Genomic DNA, 15,653 nt, shown 5'->3' on the forward strand with positions numbered 1-15,653 from the left:
GCCTTCGCCAAGTATCGGGAGGTTCCCATGAACAAACAGTTTTCCTTCGACAATCCGCTTGACCAGATCAGCCCCGAGACGCGCTCTTTCCTCGAGGCCAGACACCGGCTGTTCATCGACGGCGCGTCCGTCGAGGCCGTCGAGGGCGGCCGCCGGGATGTGGTCGATCCGGCCACGGGAAAGGTGATCTCCAATGTTGCGGATGCGACGCAGCGCGATGTCGACCTGGCTGTGGCAGCGGCCCGCAGGGCTTTCGACACCGGCCCGTGGCGCGATGCGAAGCCGATCGATCGCGTCAAGCTGCTGTGGCGGATCGCCGAGCTGATCGACCAGCACTCGGTGCAGCTGGCCGAACTCGACACGCTCGACGAGGGATCGCCCTACGGCGTGGTCAAGAACGGCTACATCGCCGGCGCGGCGGAACATTTCCGCTATTTCTCGGGCTGGGCCAACAAGATCAACGGCGATACGCTGCCGGTGAGCCTGCCAGGCAGCTGGCACGCCTACACGACGCGCGAACCGGTCGGTGTCGTCGCGCAGATCCTGCCCTGGAACGTGCCGTTCCTGATGATGGCCTGGAAACTGGCCCCGGCGCTGGCGGCCGGCTGCACGGTCGTGGTGAAACCGGCCGAGGACACGCCGCTCTCCGCCATGCTCTTTGCCGAGATCTGCCGCGAGGCCGGGGTGCCCGAGGGGGTCGTGAACATCGTCACCGGCGACGGCCGCATCGGCGCGGCGCTGGTCGACCATGCCGGGATCGACAAGGTCGGCTTCACCGGATCCACCGCGACAGGCCAGGCGATCGTGCGTGCGGCGGCGGGCAACCTCAAGCGCGTCAGCCTCGAGCTCGGCGGCAAGAGCCCGGTCTTCGTGTTCCCCGATGCCGACATCGAAGCGGCGATCCCGCAGGTGGCGGAGTCGGTCTATCTCAACAGCGGCCAGGCCTGCAGCGCGGGATCGCGCCTCTATATCCACGAGGACGTCTATGACCGCGTGATCGAGGGGGTCGCGGCCTATTCCGAAGGGCTGAATCTTGGCCATGGCCTCGACCCCGCGACCAACATGGGCCCGATCATCTCGGCCAGGCAGTTCGAGCGGGTGAAGCGGCTGCTGGAGACCGGCGTCAAGGAAGGGGCCAGCATGGTGACGGGCGGCGATGCCGGCATGGAGGGCTTCTTCGTGCGGCCGACCCTGCTGCGCGACGTGACGCCCGAGATGTGCGTCTACCGCGAGGAGATCTTCGGTCCGGTCATCAGCGCCATGAAGATGACCACCCGCAATATCGAGGAACTCGCCCGCGAGGCCAACAATACCGAATACGGCCTGGCGGCGAGCATCTGGACCAATGACCTGAAACTGGCGCACCAGCTGTCCGGCCGCATCCGGGCAGGCACGATCTGGCTGAATGCGCATAACATGATCGACCCGTCCATGGGCTGGGGCGGCTTCAAGCAGTCCGGCTGGGGCCGCGAAATGGGCCGCTCGGCGATGGACATCTACACCGAGCAGAAGACCGTGGCGATGAAAGTCGGCTGAACGGAGGGGATGGCGTTCCCCCGGGGCGCCATCCCGGGCCTCCTTGTGCGCGCGGCCGGAGAAGGGCGCAGGTGCCGGCCGGTTTCGCCCTGCTCGGCGGCCAGGAGGACATGGCGCTGATTTGCGGACGGAAGATGCTGCGCGTTGTTCCGGCGGGGTGCCGAGATGGCCGTGTCAGGCGGCGCAGTCTCCATGCCGACGGACGCCGCCGGGATCACCCGTGGGGCCTGGCGTTGCAGATCAAGGCGGGCAGGCCGGGGACGGCGATGCGCGCCATCCAGCCTGAACGTGCCATTTCCGCGGACGGGGCCCCTCGGCGAAGGGGCGGCGCTGCGGACGTTCGGGGCGGGCAAGCGAAGGCGATCGGGCAGGAGAAGCCGCCTGCTGCCTGAGTTCAGGAAACCGTTTCCCGGGACAGCATGGGTCTTGCGGAACAGACCGAGGAAGGATCAGGACATGAACAAGGCATTTGCATCTGCCGGGGACCTCGAGGAGAAGGCCGTCAGCTTCACGCAGGTGGGGGAGGGGCTCTATGCCTTCACGGCCGAGGGCGACCCGAACACGGGCGTGATCATCGGCGACGAAAGCGTGATGATCGTCGAGGCCCAGGCCACGCCGCGGCTGGCGCGCAAGGTGATGGAGTGCGTGCGCTCCCCGAGGCCTGGGCGGCGGTGGCCTATGTCGGGCTCTTCGCGGCGCTCGCGGCCTTCATCCTCTGGGGCTACGGCGTGCGGATCAAGGGGCCGGACGCGGCCGGGCTCTATATCAACCTGATCCCGGTCTTCTCGGCGGCGCTGGCCTGGCTGCTGCTCGGCGAGGCGCTGACCCATGGCCAGGCGGCGGGGGCCGCGCTGATCCTGCTGTCGCTCTGGCTGGGGCGCGAGCGGCGCCGCCGCTAAGATTTCCGTTGCGGAAATCTGTTCGGAAATCAACCTCCGCTTGCTAGCATCGGGCGAATCCATCCGCAGGGAGGGCCGCCGTGAAACTCGCAGCACTGCTCGACAGCTGGCAGAAATGGCTGACCTTCATCGTCGCGCTGGCCTCGGCCTATTACGCGGCGGGGAATTTCATCTCGGGCCGCTTTGCCACCAGCAACCAGGCGATCCAGGCGGCCGAGAGCCGGATGGACCTGTTCCGTACCCAGCCGGGCTATGTGCTGACCTATCTGGAGAACGCCTATCCCGGCTATGCCTATTGCGCGGCGCTCTCGGCGGTGCAGGCCTGCATGAGCGCGATCGGCACGGCGACCGATGTCAGCCCGAGCTGCCACCAGTCGGCGAACACCTTCACCGGCGAGCAGGACGGCACCGCCGCCGACGGCACCGACCGGGTCACCACCTCGCCGATGGCCGGCGAGCTGATCGCCCAGGAGATCGACGCGATCGCCCGCAAGGTCGGGCTGAGCGAGGCAGTCCTGGCGGAGAAGGCGCGGAAGATGTCGGAGCAGCCGGAAGGCGGGGGCGCCGGCGCGGGCTCGGGCTGTTCGGGGGACCTGCTCGACGATGGCCTCGCGGTCTGGGAAGCGGGGCCGCCGCCGGCAAGGCCGCACATTCCGGCGCCAACGACCAGCACGTCGGTCACGCCGTCGCGCCGGGGCACCCAGGACTTGGCGGGCAGCTCGAGACAGGCCAGGTCTTCGGCCAGGCGGTCTTCCAGCGCGGCGAGGCTCATGCGATCGCCTTCGCCTCCGAGACATGGCGGAAGCGCGCGGTGCCCGGGTCGCAGACGTAATCCGCGGCGCGGGTCCCGGCCTCGCGCGCCAGCGACGCGACGCCCTCGAGGATGCGGGCGACCTCGTCCCCGGAATGCAGCCAGCTGAGGTTCAGCCGCACCCAGCCGGGCTTTTCCATCTCGTGGCCGGCGCTCAGCCGTCCGAAGAGCTTGTCCGAGCCCTCCTCGTCTATGCCGAGCAGCTGGTGGGCATAGGGGCCGGCGCAGGCGCAGCCGCCGCGGACCTGGATGCCGTGGACGTCCGACAGCATGCGGGTGAAGAGCTGGTGATGCACGTAGCCCTGGCTGCCGCGGATGCGGAAGGACAGGATCGGCAGGGCTGGCGCCCCGGCCGGGCCGAGGAGCTCGATCTGCGGCACCTGCCCCCAGGCCTCGAGCGCGCGGGCGCGCAGCTCCCCGTCGATCGCGTGGAGCCGGTCCGCGGAGCGGCCAGCGGCGGGCTCCGCGTCTCACCTGACCGTGCCGATGTCGAATGCCGGGACCTCGTCGCGGGTGAACCAGTCCGGGCGGTCGTTGCTCCAGCAGAGGCGCCGACCGCCGCCGCCGCGGCGGGCGCGAAGCTGGTAATGCGCGCCGTAGAGCGGTCGGACCGCGCCGTCTCCCCCCGCCGTTCCGGGATGATCCGCCCGACGATCATCCGGGCATGGCGCCCGTCGCCCTCGTCTTCGATCGCGAGGACCTCCGCGAAATACCGCCGGAACGGGGCGCGCTGGCGGAAGCGCTTCAGCTGGCCGAGCACCGTGTCGCGGCCCTCGAAATGCCTCAGGGGCGCGCAGCCGCCCGAGATGTTTTCGGCATAGGTGGCGGCCCGCAGGCCCATGCCGTCCTGCTCGACCGCAAAGGCGTAGCGGACGCAAAGTTCGGGCGTCCCACGGTTTCGGGCGGCCCGGAAGGCAAGGAAGCCCTTGAACTCGCCGCCATTGTCGGCAGGGTCCCTGCTCAGGGCCCGCCAGAGTCTCGGGCCGCCGCGTTGAAGGAGCCGCCATGACCGCCCCCGCCCTCGATCCCGTCCTGCTTGCCCGCCTTGCCGATGTCGCCGTCAAGGTGGGCCTCAACCTCCAGCCGGGACAGGATCTGGTGCTGACCGCCCCCGTCGAGGCGCTGCCGCTGGTGCGCGAGATCGCCGCCTCCGCCTACCGCCATGGCGCCGGGCTGGTCACGCCGCTGCTGTCCGATGACGAAATCGCCCGTGCCCGGTTCCGCCACGGCGCGAGGCGAGCTTCGACCGTGCGCCGGGATGGCTCCACCAGGGCATGGCACAGGCCTTCTCCGAAGGCGCCGCTCGGATGGCGATTGCCGGAGCGGACCCGATGGCGCTGGCCGCCGAGGATCCCGAGAAGGTCGCCCGCGCCAACAAGGCCAATTCGATCGCCTACAAGCCCGCGCTGTCGAAAATCGCCAATTTCGAGATCAACTGGACGATTGCCGCCTTTCCGACGGTTGGCTGGGCGCGGCAGGTCTTCCCCGGCCTGCCTGAGGACGAAGCGGTCGCCAAGCTGGCCGATGCGATCTTCGCCGCCTCGCGGGTAACCGGAAACGACCCGGTCTCGTCCTGGGAAGCGCATAATGCGGCGCTCCGGACGCGGACCGAATGGCTCAACGGCGAGCGTTTCGACGCGCTGCATTTCACCGGGCCGGGCACCGACCTGACCGTCGGGCTGGCCGACGGCCATGAATGGCAGGGCGGCGCATCCGCTGCGCAGAACGGCGTGACCTGCAACGCGAACATCCCGACCGAAGAGGTCTTCACCACGCCTCACGCGCATCGCGTAAACGGCACGGTGCGCGCGACCAAGCCGCTGTCCTACAACGGCGCGCTGATCGAGGAGATCGAGATGCGCTTCGAGGACGGGCGCGCGGTCGAGGCCCGCTCGGCCAAGGGCGCAACGGTGCTCGGGCGGATGCTCGACAGCGACGAGGGCGCGCGGCGCCTCGGCGAGGTCGCGCTGGTGCCGTTCAGCTCGCCGATCTCGCAGACCGGGCTGCTGTTCTACAACACGCTGTTCGACGAGAACGCAGCCTGCCATATCGCGATGGGGCAATGCTATTCCAAGTGCTTCCTCGACGGCGCCTCGCTGTCGCCGGAACAGGTCGCGGCGCAGGGCGGCAACAGCTCGATGATCCATGTCGACTGGATGATCGGCGGGCCGCAGACCGACATCGACGGAGTTCGGGCCGACGGCACGCGCGTGCCGGTGTTCCGCAACGGCGAATGGGCGCGGTAACCCCGCGGGCGGGTCGTCTGCGGACATGATCGACGGGAGGGCGGCGACCGTCCTCGAGGCTGGCGTCGGCCGTGCCCCGCGATCTGCGCAGGGCCTTCGGAAGCGGCCCTGCCGGTCCGGGGCGCGGGAGGACTGGCCTGATGCTCCGAGCCGCGCTCGAGGGCGGCGGCCAGCGACAGCAGCTCGCCCGCCGCGACCCCCTCCGCCGGAACCGTGTCGGTCAGCGCAGGCTTGCCCTCGGTCAGCGTCCCGGTCTTGTCGACGACCAGCACCCCGACCTTGGAGAACCGCTCCAGCGCCTCGGCATCGCGGATCAGCACGCCCGCCTGCGCGCCGCGCCCCGTGGCCACCATGATCGACATCGGCGTCGCCAACCCCAGCGCACAGGGGCAGGCGATGATCAGCACCGAAACTGCGGCAACGAACGCGTAGCTCAGCGCCGGGGACGGGCCGAAGAGCGCCCAGACCAAGAAGGCCAGCACCGCGACCGCGACCACAGCGGGCACGAAATAGGACGCCACCCGGTCGGCCACCGCCTGGATCGGCGCGCGCGAGCGCTGCGCCTTCGAGACCATGCCGACGATCCGCGCCAGGGTCGTCTCGGCCCCGACGCTCTCGGCGCGCATCACGAAGCTGCCGGACTTGTTCAGCGTGCCGCCGGTGACGGGCTCGCCCTCGGTCTTTTCCACCGGGACCGGCTCGCCGGTGATCATGCTCTCGTCCACGGCGGAGCGGCCCTCGGTCACCACCCCGTCGACCGGCACGCTCTCGCCCGGGCGCACGCGCAGCAGGTCGGTCCGGCCCGCCGAAGGCGCAGTTGGTGGTGCCGAGGCCGCGCGGCGAGCGCACGACGGCGACGGGACGTCCCAGCGCGTCATGCACCCAGACGAGCCCCATGCCGGTCTGGCAGACCACCACGCCGTTCGCCGCGGTCAGCGCCAGCCCGTCCGGCCCGGCACGGCCGCCCGAGAACTGGATGAAGAGCCCCGCCTTGTTCACCCGCCCCGAGGCCGCCAGCGGCAGCCGCCAGACCGCATTGGCGCGGGTCACGGCGAGGAACAGCACATGCTCGTCGAGATCGAGCACCAGCCCGTTCGGGCTCGGCACCTTGTCGATCAGGCAGTCGAGCCGCCCGGTCGCGGGCTGCCAGCGCCAGACCCGCCCCGAAGGGTCCTGAAGGCCGGTCTGGCCCTGGTCGGTGAAATAGAGCGCGCCGTCGCGGCCGAAATGCAGGTCGTTGCAGCCCTTGAAGCCCTCGGTATCGGCATCGCGCAGCGCGGCGGTGACCGCGCCGGTCTGCGGGTCGAGCTCCATGATGCCGTTCTGGTAGTCGGCGAGGAAGATCCGGCCCGACGCGTCGATCTTCAGGCCGTTCGGCTGGCCGTCGAATTCGGCGACCTGCGCCACCTGCCCCGAGGGATCGGCGCGGAACACCCGGCCGAAGGGGATGTCGACGAACCACAGGTTGCCCGCCCGGTCGAAGGACGGCCCCTCGATGAAGCTGTCCACGGTCGCGCCGCGGCGGTTGCGGTCCGCCCAGTAGGAGCGCTGTCCGGTGCGCCGCAGCGCCTCGGGCAGCTCCGCGAAAGGCTCCGCGTCGATCACCGCCGGTTCGGGGAAGGGATAGGTCTGCATGGGCGTCATCCGATGGTCAGCGAGGGCAGGAAGAGCGCGATCTGCGGCGCCGCGATCAGCAGGAGCAGGAAGCCCAGGATGATCGCGAAGAACGGCATCGTGCCGAGGATCACGTCCTCGATCGACACCTTCTTCGAGGCGCTGGCGACGACGAAGAGGATCACGCCGAGGGGCGGGGTCAGCTGGCCGAGCTCGACCAGGATCACCACGAAGACCCCGAACCAGATCGGATCGACATCGAAGGCCAGCAGCGCCGGGAAGATCACCGGCACGATGATCGCGATCATGCCGAGGCCTTCCATGAAGCAGCCGAGGATCGCGAAGACCGCGACGAGGATCAGCAGGAAGGTCAGCCGCGAGACATTGGCGCCCGCCAGGTAGTCGACCAGGTCCTCGCCCACCCCCGACAGCGCCGTCGCATAGGCGAAGATCATCGAGGTGAAGACGATGAAGAGGATGCTGCCGCTCATCAGAACGGTGCGGCTGACCGCGTCCGAGAGCAGCTTCAGGTTCAGCCGCCCGTAGAGCCCGGCGACCAGCATCGCGCCGATCACGCCGACGGCGCCGGCCTCGGTCGGGGTGGCGAAGCCGCCATAGATGCTGCCCAGCACGATGACGATCAGGATCAGGAAGGGCAGGATGTCGCGCAGCGCCGAGACGAGTTCCGCCGGGGTCGCCTTGCGGGTCTCCTTCGGCGCCAGCCCGGGGTTCAGGGTCGCGCGGACGGCGATATAGGCCATGTAGCACAGCGCCAGCAGGATGCCGGGCAGCAGGCCCGCCGCGAAGAGCCGCGCGATCGAGGTCTCGGTGAAGGTCGAATAGACGATCATCGTGATCGAGGGCGGGATCAGGATGCCGAGCGTGCCGCCCGCAGCCAGCGAGCCCGCGACCAGGCGGCGGCCGTAGCCGCGCGAGGTCAGCTCCGGCACCGCGACGGTCGACATGGCGGCGGCGGTCGGCGCGCTGCCGCCCGAGATCGCCGCGAAGATGCCGCTGCCGGCGATGTTGGTGTGGAGAAGCCCGCCCGGCAGGCGGCGCATGAAGGGCGCGACGCCGTTATAGAGCCGCGACGACAGGCCCGAGCCCAGCAGGATCTCGGCCATCAGCACGAAGAGCGGGATCGCCGCCAGGGTGAAGCTGTTGGCCGCGCCCCAGCTGACCAGGCCGAGCGCCTTCCAGCCTGCTGCGCCCTTCAGCAGCCAGATGTAGAAGAGCCCGGCGCCCGCCACCGCGAACTGGACCCACATGCCGCCGAGGATCAGCCCGATCAGCAGCCCGAAGGCAAGGATGGCTTCCATCTCAGCGGTCTCCGTTCTTGCGGAAGCTGACGATCAGCTTCTCGACCAGGAAGAGGCCCAGCACGGCAAAGCCCGCGGGCATCAGGAGCTGCGGGATCCAGACCGGCGTGCGCAGCACGCTGGAGGAGACCTTGCCGCGGTCGAGCGAGCTGGCCATCGTGCCCCAGGTCTTCCAGACCAGGATCGCGCAGATCGCCAGCCCCAGCAGCGCAAAGCCGCGCAGCGCCCATTTGCGGGCGCCTTCCGGCAGGGTGTTGTAGAGGAAATCGACGCGGAACAGCGCTTCGCTGCGCAGCGCCAGCGCCGCGCCGAAGAAGGTCAGCGCCACCACGAGATAGCCGGTGACCTCCTCGACATAGCCCAGCGAGTGGTTGAAGAGGCCGCGCAGCGCCGCCTCCCCGCCCACCAGGATGACGAGCACCACCAGCACCAGGCCGGTGGCAACGCGGACGGCCTTTGCCAGGCCGTCGAAGAAGGGACCGGCAGAGGCCGGTCCGGTCGCATCTGCCGGTATCATCGTCACTTCCCGATTGCGTTGCGCACGACCGAGAGCGCTTCGACGTATTCCGGGCCGTTCTCTTCAGCCCAGGATTCCCAGAACGGCGCCAGCTTGGCACGGGCCTCGCCGGCATCGCCGTCGCGCGCCTCGGTGATCGCCATGCCGGCCTCCTGCTGGGAGGCCTTCTGCACCAGCTCGTCTTCCGAGAATTCCCCGGTGATGCGCGGGCCTTCCTCGGCGACGATGCTGCGCAGCGCGGCCTGGCTGGCCTCGTCGAGATCGCCGAAGGCGTCCTCGTTGGCGATGATCACCGAGTTGCCGTAATTCACCGCGAAACGGTAGTTGTAGGGCAGGAATTCATGCCAGTTCTTGGCGCCGCCCGCGCTGGCCGTCACCACGCCGTCGATCACGCCGCGCTCCAGCGAGGTCGGCACTTCGCTGCCCGACAGGGTGATCGGCGCGCCGCCGAATTCCTCGACGAAGCGGCCCTGCTCGGGCGAAGTCACGCGGATCTTGTGGCCCGAGAGGTCCTCGAGACCGTCCATTTCGAAGGTGGTGAAGAACACCTGCTGCGGGTAGCGGTAGCCGCCGAGCAGCACCACGCCCTGTTCGCCGAAGGCCTCGGCCAGGGTCGGCTCCAGCGCTTCGTAGGCCTTGGCCCATTCCTCGTCGCTCTCGATCAGCATCGGCAGGTTCAGCACGCGCGCCACCGGCACGTTGCCCGAGAAGAAGAAATCGGCGGCGAAATCGACGATGCCGTCGCCGACTGCCTGGGTGATGTCCGAGGAGGCGATCTGCAGCGTCTTGCCCAGATGGATGTCGATCTCCAGCTCGCCGCCGGTTTCTTCCGCGACGCGCTCGGCGATGCGGTTCATGCCCTTCACGGCCGCCGTGGTGGAGACCGAGGAATAGGTGTAGCCGGTCCAGTCGGCGGCAGCGGCGGCGGAGACGGAGGCCAGCAGCAGCGCTGCGGCGGTCAGGGTGCGGGTCATGTCAGTCACTTTCTTTGATCTTGATGCGGATCCGGCGGCCGCGGCCGCCGGACGGGCGGATCAGTCGGCCGGAACGGCGGCCGGATCGAAACTCGCAAGCTGCGCGGCAACACAGTGGCGCAGCGCCGTCATCGCCCGGGACACGCCCTCGGTGCCGATGACGAAAGGGTTCGGCCCGTCGGGATCGTCGTCCATTTCGGCGATCTTGACGAAGGTCGAATCGAGGCTCGGGTGGTTCGACAGGAAGACGTCGATGCCCTCGGGCCCGGCCAGGCCGGCGAGGCGGCGCTGGCTCTCGATCATCGCGACGAAGCGGTCGGAGACGGGGCCGAAATTCAGCCCGTTGCCGCCCCAGATCACCGCCTTGTGCATCTCGTCGCCGTCGCGCACCGGCAGCACCGCCGAGATCGTGCCGTCGGTATGGCCGGGGGTGACGAGGATCTGCACGGAGGTGTCGCCAAGCGTCACCAGGTCGCCGTCATTGACCGTCACGTCGCGCTCGGGCGCCGGGCCCCAGAGCTCGTTGTCGAATTGCAGCTCGCCCGTCTCCATCGCCGTCCAGTCGATGTCCGACAGGATGATCTCGGCGCCGTATTTTTCCTGCAGGTAGACCGCGCCGCCGTAATGGTCGCCATGGCCGTGGGCGACGACGATCTTGCGGATGTCCGCCGGATCGCGGCCCAGTTCCTCCAGGCCGTATTCGACGAAATCGCGGATTTCCTCTTCGTTGTTGAGCGCGTCGAAGAGGATGATGCCCTCCGAGGTCTCCAGCGCCCAGGCGCTGACCCAGCCGGTGCCGAGATAGAACAGGTTGTCGAACACCGCGGTCGGCAGCGGCGCGCCCTTGCCGATCAGGCCGGTCAGCGGGTTGCCGCCATCGACCGGCTGCGGCGGCGTGAAGGACTTGCCGATCTTGGCGCAGTGGCGCAGTGCAGGTTCCAGGTCCTCGCCGGCCGCGGCCTCTGCGGCGGCGACATGGAACGCGGACAGCTCGGGATCGCTTTCGGCCAAGGCCGGGCCAGCGAAGGCCACCGTCGCGCCAAGCGCCGCGGCCCGCCAAGCGGATGCGTGTTTCATCGGTATTCTCCTCCTCGGGGTCTTCCATCGCGGCGGGATGTCTCCCCCGCCGCGGTCTTCTTCCCGGTTACTTCCAGGGGGTCTCGTTCCAGATGGACGCGGCCACTTCGGACTGCGCCGCCGCGATGGCCGCGTAATCCGCGCCCTCGGCGAAGACGATCGGGTTGCCCTGTTCGGCCATCATCTTCTGGAAGTCGGGGTTTTCGTTGACCGCGGCCAGCGCCGAGGTCAGCGTCGCCGCGACCTCGGGGTCGAGCCCGGCCGGCGCCACGACGCCGCGCAGCGAGGACATCGTCACGTCATAGCCGAGCTCGGCCGCGGTCGGCACGTCGGGCGCGAAATCGGACCGCTCCCGGCCCTCGGCTCCGGCCACGCGCTCGCGCCAGAGCGCCAGGCAGTCGAAATGCGCCGCGATGGCGCCGTCCGAGCCCCAGAGCGCCAGCATCGGCACGCTGCACTTTCCGGTTTCGGCATCGTCATGCGCGATGTCCTCGGTTGCCGCCGCGCGGTAATCCTCGCAGGCACCGCGGATCGCCGCCGGGTCGCGGAACGCGTCGAGATATTCCTCGAGCGCGGGGCGCGCGAAGGGCGCCATGCCCGCCGAGGCGCCGCCCACCTTGGAAAGCCAGAAGAAATCCGGGTCAGCCCCGATCAGCCTCTCCGGGAAGGGCGCCGGGCGGGTCAGCCAGTACCAGTGCCAGTAGTCATGCGCGAAGCCCGAACGCGCCTCGCGGTACATCTCGCGGGTCGGCGCGATGTCGAGCGCGACGAAGGCTGCGACCCGGTCGGGGTGGTCGGCGGCCATGCGGTGCGCCACCCGCGCGCCGCGGTCATGGGCCAGGATCAGGAAGCGGTCATGGCCGAGCCGGTCCATCAGCCGGAAGAGATCGCCGCCCATCGCCCGCTTGGTGTAGGCCCCCGGCCCGGGATCGGGCTTCCACGACCGGCCATAGCCGCGCAGGTCGGGGCAGATGACGCGGTAGCGGTGCGCCAGCTCCGGCGCCACGCGGTGCCACATCGCCGAGGTCTGCGGATAGCCGTGCAGCAGCAGCAGCGGCACGCCCGCCCCCTTGCTGCGGGCGAAGACCTCCACCCCGTGGCCGAGATCGTGCAGCGCCGCCTCGAAGCCCCGGAAGAACTCCGGCGCCTCCGCCCTGCGGGTCGGCGGCCCGGTTGGCGCGGCCGCGGGAGGTCTCGATATCCTCGAGCGCGCGCATCGCGGCGCGCAGGTCGCCGATCGTCATCGACTCTTCCAGCCCCGAGCCGTCGCGGCCGCGCCGGATCGCCGCCTGGGTCACCGCCAGAACGAAGACCAGCACCGCGGGCAGCAGGTCGATCGCGATCGCCCCGGCCCAGGAGGGCACGAAATTCCCGGCATAGCGGATCACCGCATCTGCCGAGCTGATCGGCGTATAGGTCGTCTCCACCGGCTCGGGCAGGGCCAGAACCTCGGCGGCGGCGGCCTCCAGGGACTGCGCCCTTGCCCCGAGCGCGCCGAGGATCTGGCCGAGCGTGCTCTGCTGGTCGGCGCGGATGTCGTCGGTGCGGCCGTCGAGCTCGGGCAGCACCACCGAGGCCGACAGATCCTGCGCCGCGCGCTCGACGAGGGGCGCCACCGACAGCTGCCTGAGCGATGTGATCACACCGGCAAGCCGAACGGATTCCTCGGAAAACGTGACCGAGCGCGCCTGCACCGAGCCCTGCTCGACCAGGAGCGAGCGCATCCGTCCGAGAATGGCGTTGCCCTCCTCGAAGGCAACGGCGATCGGTTCCTCCTGCGCGGCGATCTGCGCTTCGAGCGCGGCAAGCTCGGCGGATTTCTGGGTCAGCAGCCGGAACACCGCGCCGCGCCCGGCGGTGCCCGAGAGGTTGCCGGCCTGCTCCTGCGCGCCGAGGTCGTCGAAAAGCTGGCGGGCGCGGGCGACGTCGCGGCCGAGACCCTGGGCCAGCACGGCGTTTTCATGGGCGCGCTCCAGCGAGGACTGGTAGTCCGGCCTGGCCCAGCACCCGTGCGAGGAAGCCGCGCGTTCCGCCGCGGCCAACCGCCTCCAGTTCGAAGACCGCGGCCTTCCACAGCACCACCGCCAGCGCCAGCACCGACAGCGCCAGCAGGATCGCCACCACCGGCCCGCCAAGATCGACGAGCCCCGAAAGCCGCTCTGCCGCTGTGCCGATCATCCCAGAAGCTCCACGCCCTCGAGCCGCGACCGGACCTCCGGCAGGCCGCTGCAGGCCCCATCCGCCGCGGAGCGGCAGGTTTCCATGCCGTTGATAAGCACCCGCGGCAGCGACGCGCAGTCGAGCCCGGCCAGATCGAACTGGCGCACCCGCATCCGCCCGGCGGGCAGGTCGCGGAAATCAAGCAGCGTCATCTGCGCCACCGCGCCCCCGGCATCGAAGATCACGGCCTCGAGCACCAGTGCCTCGAGCCCCGGCGCGCTCTCGGCGGCAAAGCTGGCACGGCAGGCGCCCTCCACCTGCTCGAGCGCGTTCAGCTCCACCGTGGCAGGGGGCGTTCCGGCCAGCGCTGCCGACGCGGCCAGCAGAAGCGGGATCGGAAGCGTGCGGATCATCGCGGGTTCTCCGTATCGGTCAGTTGGCGTGGCGGCGCGCCCTCGCGGTCGGAGCGGCCGAATTTCAGCAGGCAGCCATGGGGATCGGAGAGATAGAACTCGTACATGCCCCAGGGGCGCAGCGTGAACGGCCGGAAGCCCGGCACGCTTTTCGCCTGCCATTCGTCATGAAGCGCGTCGATCCCCGCGCCGCGGATGTAGCAGCAGCTTTCCGTCGGGCGCCCGTCAGCGAAATCCGGCGGGCAGAAATGGAGCTCGATCGCGTCGCGGCGCAGGAGCAGGTAGTCCGGCCCCGCCGTCTCGGCGGAAAAGCCGAGCTCCCCTGTATAGAACTGCGCCGTGGCGGCCAGATCCGGCGATCTCAGGATCGGGATAGTGGTGATGTCGGTCATTCGGCGGCCTCCTCGGGCCGGTGAGCCGCCGCCTGGGGAAGGATCCAGGGCCCGCCCCGCGGCGGCGGCGTGTTGATCCGCAGGCGGCAGCCATAGGCGGAGGACAGCGCCGCATCGGTCAACACCTCGCCCGGCGTGCCCGCCGCCGCCACCCGCCCGCGATCCAGAAGCGTCACCCGGTCGGCATGCATGGCGGTCAGGTTCAGGTCGTGCAGCACCGCCACCACGCCGCCCCCGGCGCGGGCATAGTCGCGCGCAATGTCCATCACGACCAGCTGATGGCCGATATCGAGCGCCGAGACCGGCTCGTCCAGGAACAGCCAGCGCGGCTCGTCCGCCAGCAGCGGCTCCCAGATCTGCACGAGCACGCGCGCGAGCTGGACGCGCTGCTTTTCGCCGCCTGACAGGTCGTGGAACCAGCGCCCTTCGAAGCCGCCGAGCCCGACCCGGGCCAGCGCCCGCGCGGGCAGGCTTTCGGCTGCGGTGCCGTCGCCCGGAACACCCGCGGAGGACGGCGCGCGGGCGCAGGAGGCGGATGACGCAGCCGCGGTCGCGGCGACCGCCGAGGTGACGCTGGCCTATGTCCGCACCGGCGAGCCCCGCGTCGACGAGGTCACCCGGGCGGGGCTGGCGGGCCTGTCGGACGTGCTCTATGCGCGCACCTCGATCGAGCCGGCCGATCCGACCGAGGTCGATCTGGAGACCGACGAGCTGAGCTTTTTCCCGCTGATCTACTGGACGGTGACGGCGGACCAGCCGCTGCCCTCGGCCGGGGCCTATGTGCGGCTGAACCGCTACCTGCGGACCGGCGGCATGATCGTGTTCGACACCCGCGACGCCAATGTCTCGGGCTATGGCGGTCCCACGCCGGAAAGCCGCCGCCTGCAGGAGATCGCCGCCGGGCTCGACATCCCGCCGCTGGAGCCGATCCCGGAGGACCATGTGCTGACCCGTGCCTTCTACCTGATCCAGGATTTCCCCGGCCGCTTCGCCGGGCGCGAGGTCTGGGTCGAGGCGGCGCCGCCCGGCGCGGAAGCCGTCGAGGGCATGCCGTTCCGCGACCTCAATGACGGGGTGACGCCGGTGGTGATCGGCGGCAATGACTGGGCGGGCGCCTGGGCGACGGATGACCGCCGCCAGCCGATGCTGCGCGTCGGATCGGGTCTCGGCGGCGAGCGCCAGCGCGAGGTCGCCTACCGTTTCGGCGTCAACCTCGTGATGCATGTGCTGACCGGCAACTACAAATCCGACCAGGTCCATGTGCCGGCCCTGCTCGACCGGCTGGGGAACTGAGCCATGGACCAGATCGTCTTCGCCCCGCTGGTGCCGCTTGCCGTCGTCTGGGTGCTGGGCGCCGCCGCGCTGGCGCTGGTGGCCTTCGCCGCCGCGAACCGGCTGTCGGGCTGGTGGCTGGACATGGCGGATATCGGCCAGCCCGGCCGCGCGCCGCGGCGTCCAGCCCCCGGCCCCGATCAGCCGGCCGCCGCGTTCCATCACGTAATAGGTGCCGCAGGCCAGGAGCTTCGGCTGGGCCCGCGCGATCAGCGGCAGCGCCAGCACCATCACCGATGGCGGATAATCGCCGCGCAGCAGCCGCGGATAGCTCTGCGCCAGCAGCGCATCGAGCGCCGCGAGGTCATCGGGCCGCGCCACTCGCAGCGTTCCCGTGACAGCCATGCAAGGTCCCCCCGAAAC

15 protein-coding genes and 6 pseudogenes are annotated in these 15,653 nt (G+C 69.9%); 6 read left to right on the plus strand and 15 right to left on the minus strand.

What is annotated here, in order from left to right; genetic code table 11:
• The first annotated feature begins 27 nt into the window (after positions 1-27).
• From C7T91_RS05595 to C7T91_RS32225, 3 genes and pseudogenes are all read left to right on the plus strand, one after another.
• Positions 28-1,536: an aldehyde dehydrogenase family protein gene (locus C7T91_RS05595; RefSeq protein WP_108258321.1), complete on the plus strand. Its 1,509-nt coding sequence runs from the start codon at positions 28-30 to the stop codon at positions 1,534-1,536.
• 456 nt (positions 1,537-1,992) lie between these two features.
• Positions 1,993-2,190 (plus strand): annotated as a pseudogene (locus C7T91_RS34810) (MBL fold metallo-hydrolase); the annotation flags it as partial.
• Between the two features lie 17 nt (positions 2,191-2,207).
• Positions 2,208-2,435, plus strand: a complete 228-nt coding sequence (locus C7T91_RS32225; protein ID WP_236637997.1) for a DMT family transporter — start codon at positions 2,208-2,210, stop codon at positions 2,433-2,435.
• A 292-nt stretch (positions 2,436-2,727) separates the two neighbouring features.
• On the opposite strand, the gene C7T91_RS05610 is transcribed toward C7T91_RS32225, so the two are convergent.
• Both C7T91_RS05610 and C7T91_RS05615 read right to left on the minus strand, forming a co-directional pair.
• A complete protein-coding gene (locus tag C7T91_RS05610) occupies positions 2,728-3,207 on the minus strand; it encodes a hypothetical protein (protein ID WP_108258324.1) in 480 nt (159 codons plus the stop codon).
• Positions 3,204-3,626 carry an aminotransferase class V-fold PLP-dependent enzyme gene (locus C7T91_RS05615; RefSeq protein WP_108258325.1) on the minus strand — a complete coding sequence of 141 codons (423 nt, stop codon included), beginning with the start codon at positions 3,624-3,626 and terminating at the stop codon, positions 3,204-3,206. The genes C7T91_RS05610 and C7T91_RS05615 overlap by 4 nt, the downstream gene beginning before the upstream one ends.
• A gap of 284 nt (positions 3,627-3,910) precedes the next feature.
• Between C7T91_RS05615 and C7T91_RS05620 the strand changes: the two genes are divergently transcribed.
• The gene (locus C7T91_RS05620; protein ID WP_108258326.1) at positions 3,911-4,255 is read left to right on the plus strand and encodes a hypothetical protein; all 345 of its coding nucleotides are present in this window, start codon (positions 3,911-3,913) and stop codon (positions 4,253-4,255) included.
• On the opposite strand, the gene C7T91_RS34815 is transcribed toward C7T91_RS05620, so the two are convergent.
• Positions 4,207-4,410 (minus strand): hypothetical protein, encoded by a 204-nt coding sequence (locus tag C7T91_RS34815; RefSeq protein ID WP_236638061.1) that lies wholly within the window; start codon positions 4,408-4,410, stop codon positions 4,207-4,209. The two genes, C7T91_RS05620 and C7T91_RS34815, sit on opposite strands and share 49 nt — an antisense overlap.
• On the opposite strand from C7T91_RS34815, the pseudogene C7T91_RS05625 reads away from it, so the two are divergent.
• Positions 4,312-5,492, plus strand: a pseudogene (locus tag C7T91_RS05625) (aminopeptidase). The gene C7T91_RS34815 and the pseudogene C7T91_RS05625 overlap by 99 nt on opposite strands.
• Positions 5,493-5,587: 95 nt before the next feature.
• Here the strand turns inward: C7T91_RS05625 and C7T91_RS05630 are convergent.
• The 12 genes and pseudogenes from C7T91_RS05630 to C7T91_RS38350 form a co-directional block, all read right to left on the minus strand.
• Positions 5,588-6,286, minus strand: a pseudogene (locus C7T91_RS05630) (HAD-IC family P-type ATPase); the annotation flags it as partial.
• Positions 6,287-6,344: 58 nt separating this feature from the next.
• Positions 6,345-7,136, minus strand: a pseudogene (locus C7T91_RS05635) (SMP-30/gluconolactonase/LRE family protein); the annotation flags it as partial.
• Positions 7,133-8,425, minus strand: a complete 1,293-nt coding sequence (locus C7T91_RS05640; RefSeq protein ID WP_108258327.1) for a TRAP transporter large permease — start codon at positions 8,423-8,425, stop codon at positions 7,133-7,135. The pseudogene C7T91_RS05635 and the gene C7T91_RS05640, both read right to left, overlap by 4 nt.
• Before the next feature lies 1 nt (position 8,426).
• On the minus strand, positions 8,427-8,942 hold the full coding sequence (locus C7T91_RS05645) for a TRAP transporter small permease (RefSeq protein ID WP_108258328.1): 516 nt from the start codon (positions 8,940-8,942) through the stop codon (positions 8,427-8,429).
• 2 nt (positions 8,943-8,944) lie between these two features.
• Complete coding sequence (gene dctP, locus C7T91_RS05650) at positions 8,945-9,916, minus strand: TRAP transporter substrate-binding protein DctP (protein ID WP_108258329.1); 972 nt, start codon at positions 9,914-9,916, stop codon at positions 8,945-8,947.
• Between the two features lie 60 nt (positions 9,917-9,976).
• Positions 9,977-10,993 (minus strand): MBL fold metallo-hydrolase, encoded by a 1,017-nt coding sequence (locus C7T91_RS05655; protein ID WP_108258330.1) that lies wholly within the window; start codon positions 10,991-10,993, stop codon positions 9,977-9,979.
• Between the two features lie 67 nt (positions 10,994-11,060).
• Positions 11,061-12,011 carry an alpha/beta fold hydrolase gene (locus tag C7T91_RS05660; RefSeq protein WP_108258331.1) on the minus strand — a complete coding sequence of 317 codons (951 nt, stop codon included), beginning with the start codon at positions 12,009-12,011 and terminating at the stop codon, positions 11,061-11,063.
• Positions 12,012-12,952: 941 nt separating this feature from the next.
• The gene (locus C7T91_RS33295) at positions 12,953-13,171 is read right to left on the minus strand and encodes a hypothetical protein (RefSeq protein ID WP_201741964.1); all 219 of its coding nucleotides are present in this window, start codon (positions 13,169-13,171) and stop codon (positions 12,953-12,955) included.
• Positions 13,168-13,566: a hypothetical protein gene (locus C7T91_RS05670; RefSeq protein ID WP_108258332.1), complete on the minus strand. Its 399-nt coding sequence runs from the start codon at positions 13,564-13,566 to the stop codon at positions 13,168-13,170. Before C7T91_RS05670 ends, C7T91_RS33295 begins: the two co-directional genes overlap by 4 nt.
• Positions 13,563-13,958: a bleomycin resistance protein gene (locus tag C7T91_RS05675; protein ID WP_108258526.1), complete on the minus strand. Its 396-nt coding sequence runs from the start codon at positions 13,956-13,958 to the stop codon at positions 13,563-13,565. The genes C7T91_RS05670 and C7T91_RS05675 overlap by 4 nt, the downstream gene beginning before the upstream one ends.
• Positions 13,955-14,326, minus strand: coding sequence for an ATP-binding cassette domain-containing protein (locus C7T91_RS05680; protein WP_330848810.1), 372 nt, complete (start codon positions 14,324-14,326; stop codon positions 13,955-13,957). The genes C7T91_RS05675 and C7T91_RS05680 overlap by 4 nt, the downstream gene beginning before the upstream one ends.
• An 18-nt stretch (positions 14,327-14,344) precedes the next feature.
• Positions 14,345-14,428, minus strand: a pseudogene (locus C7T91_RS38350) (heme ABC transporter ATP-binding protein); the annotation flags it as partial.
• Here C7T91_RS38350 and C7T91_RS05685 point away from each other — a divergent pair.
• Positions 14,406-15,251, plus strand: a pseudogene (locus tag C7T91_RS05685) (DUF4159 domain-containing protein); the annotation flags it as partial. The pseudogenes C7T91_RS38350 and C7T91_RS05685 overlap by 23 nt on opposite strands.
• Positions 15,252-15,653: the final 402 nt, after the last annotated feature.

The organism is Mangrovicoccus ximenensis, from assembly GCF_003056725.1.
GTDB lineage: Bacteria > Pseudomonadota > Alphaproteobacteria > Rhodobacterales > Rhodobacteraceae > Mangrovicoccus > Mangrovicoccus ximenensis.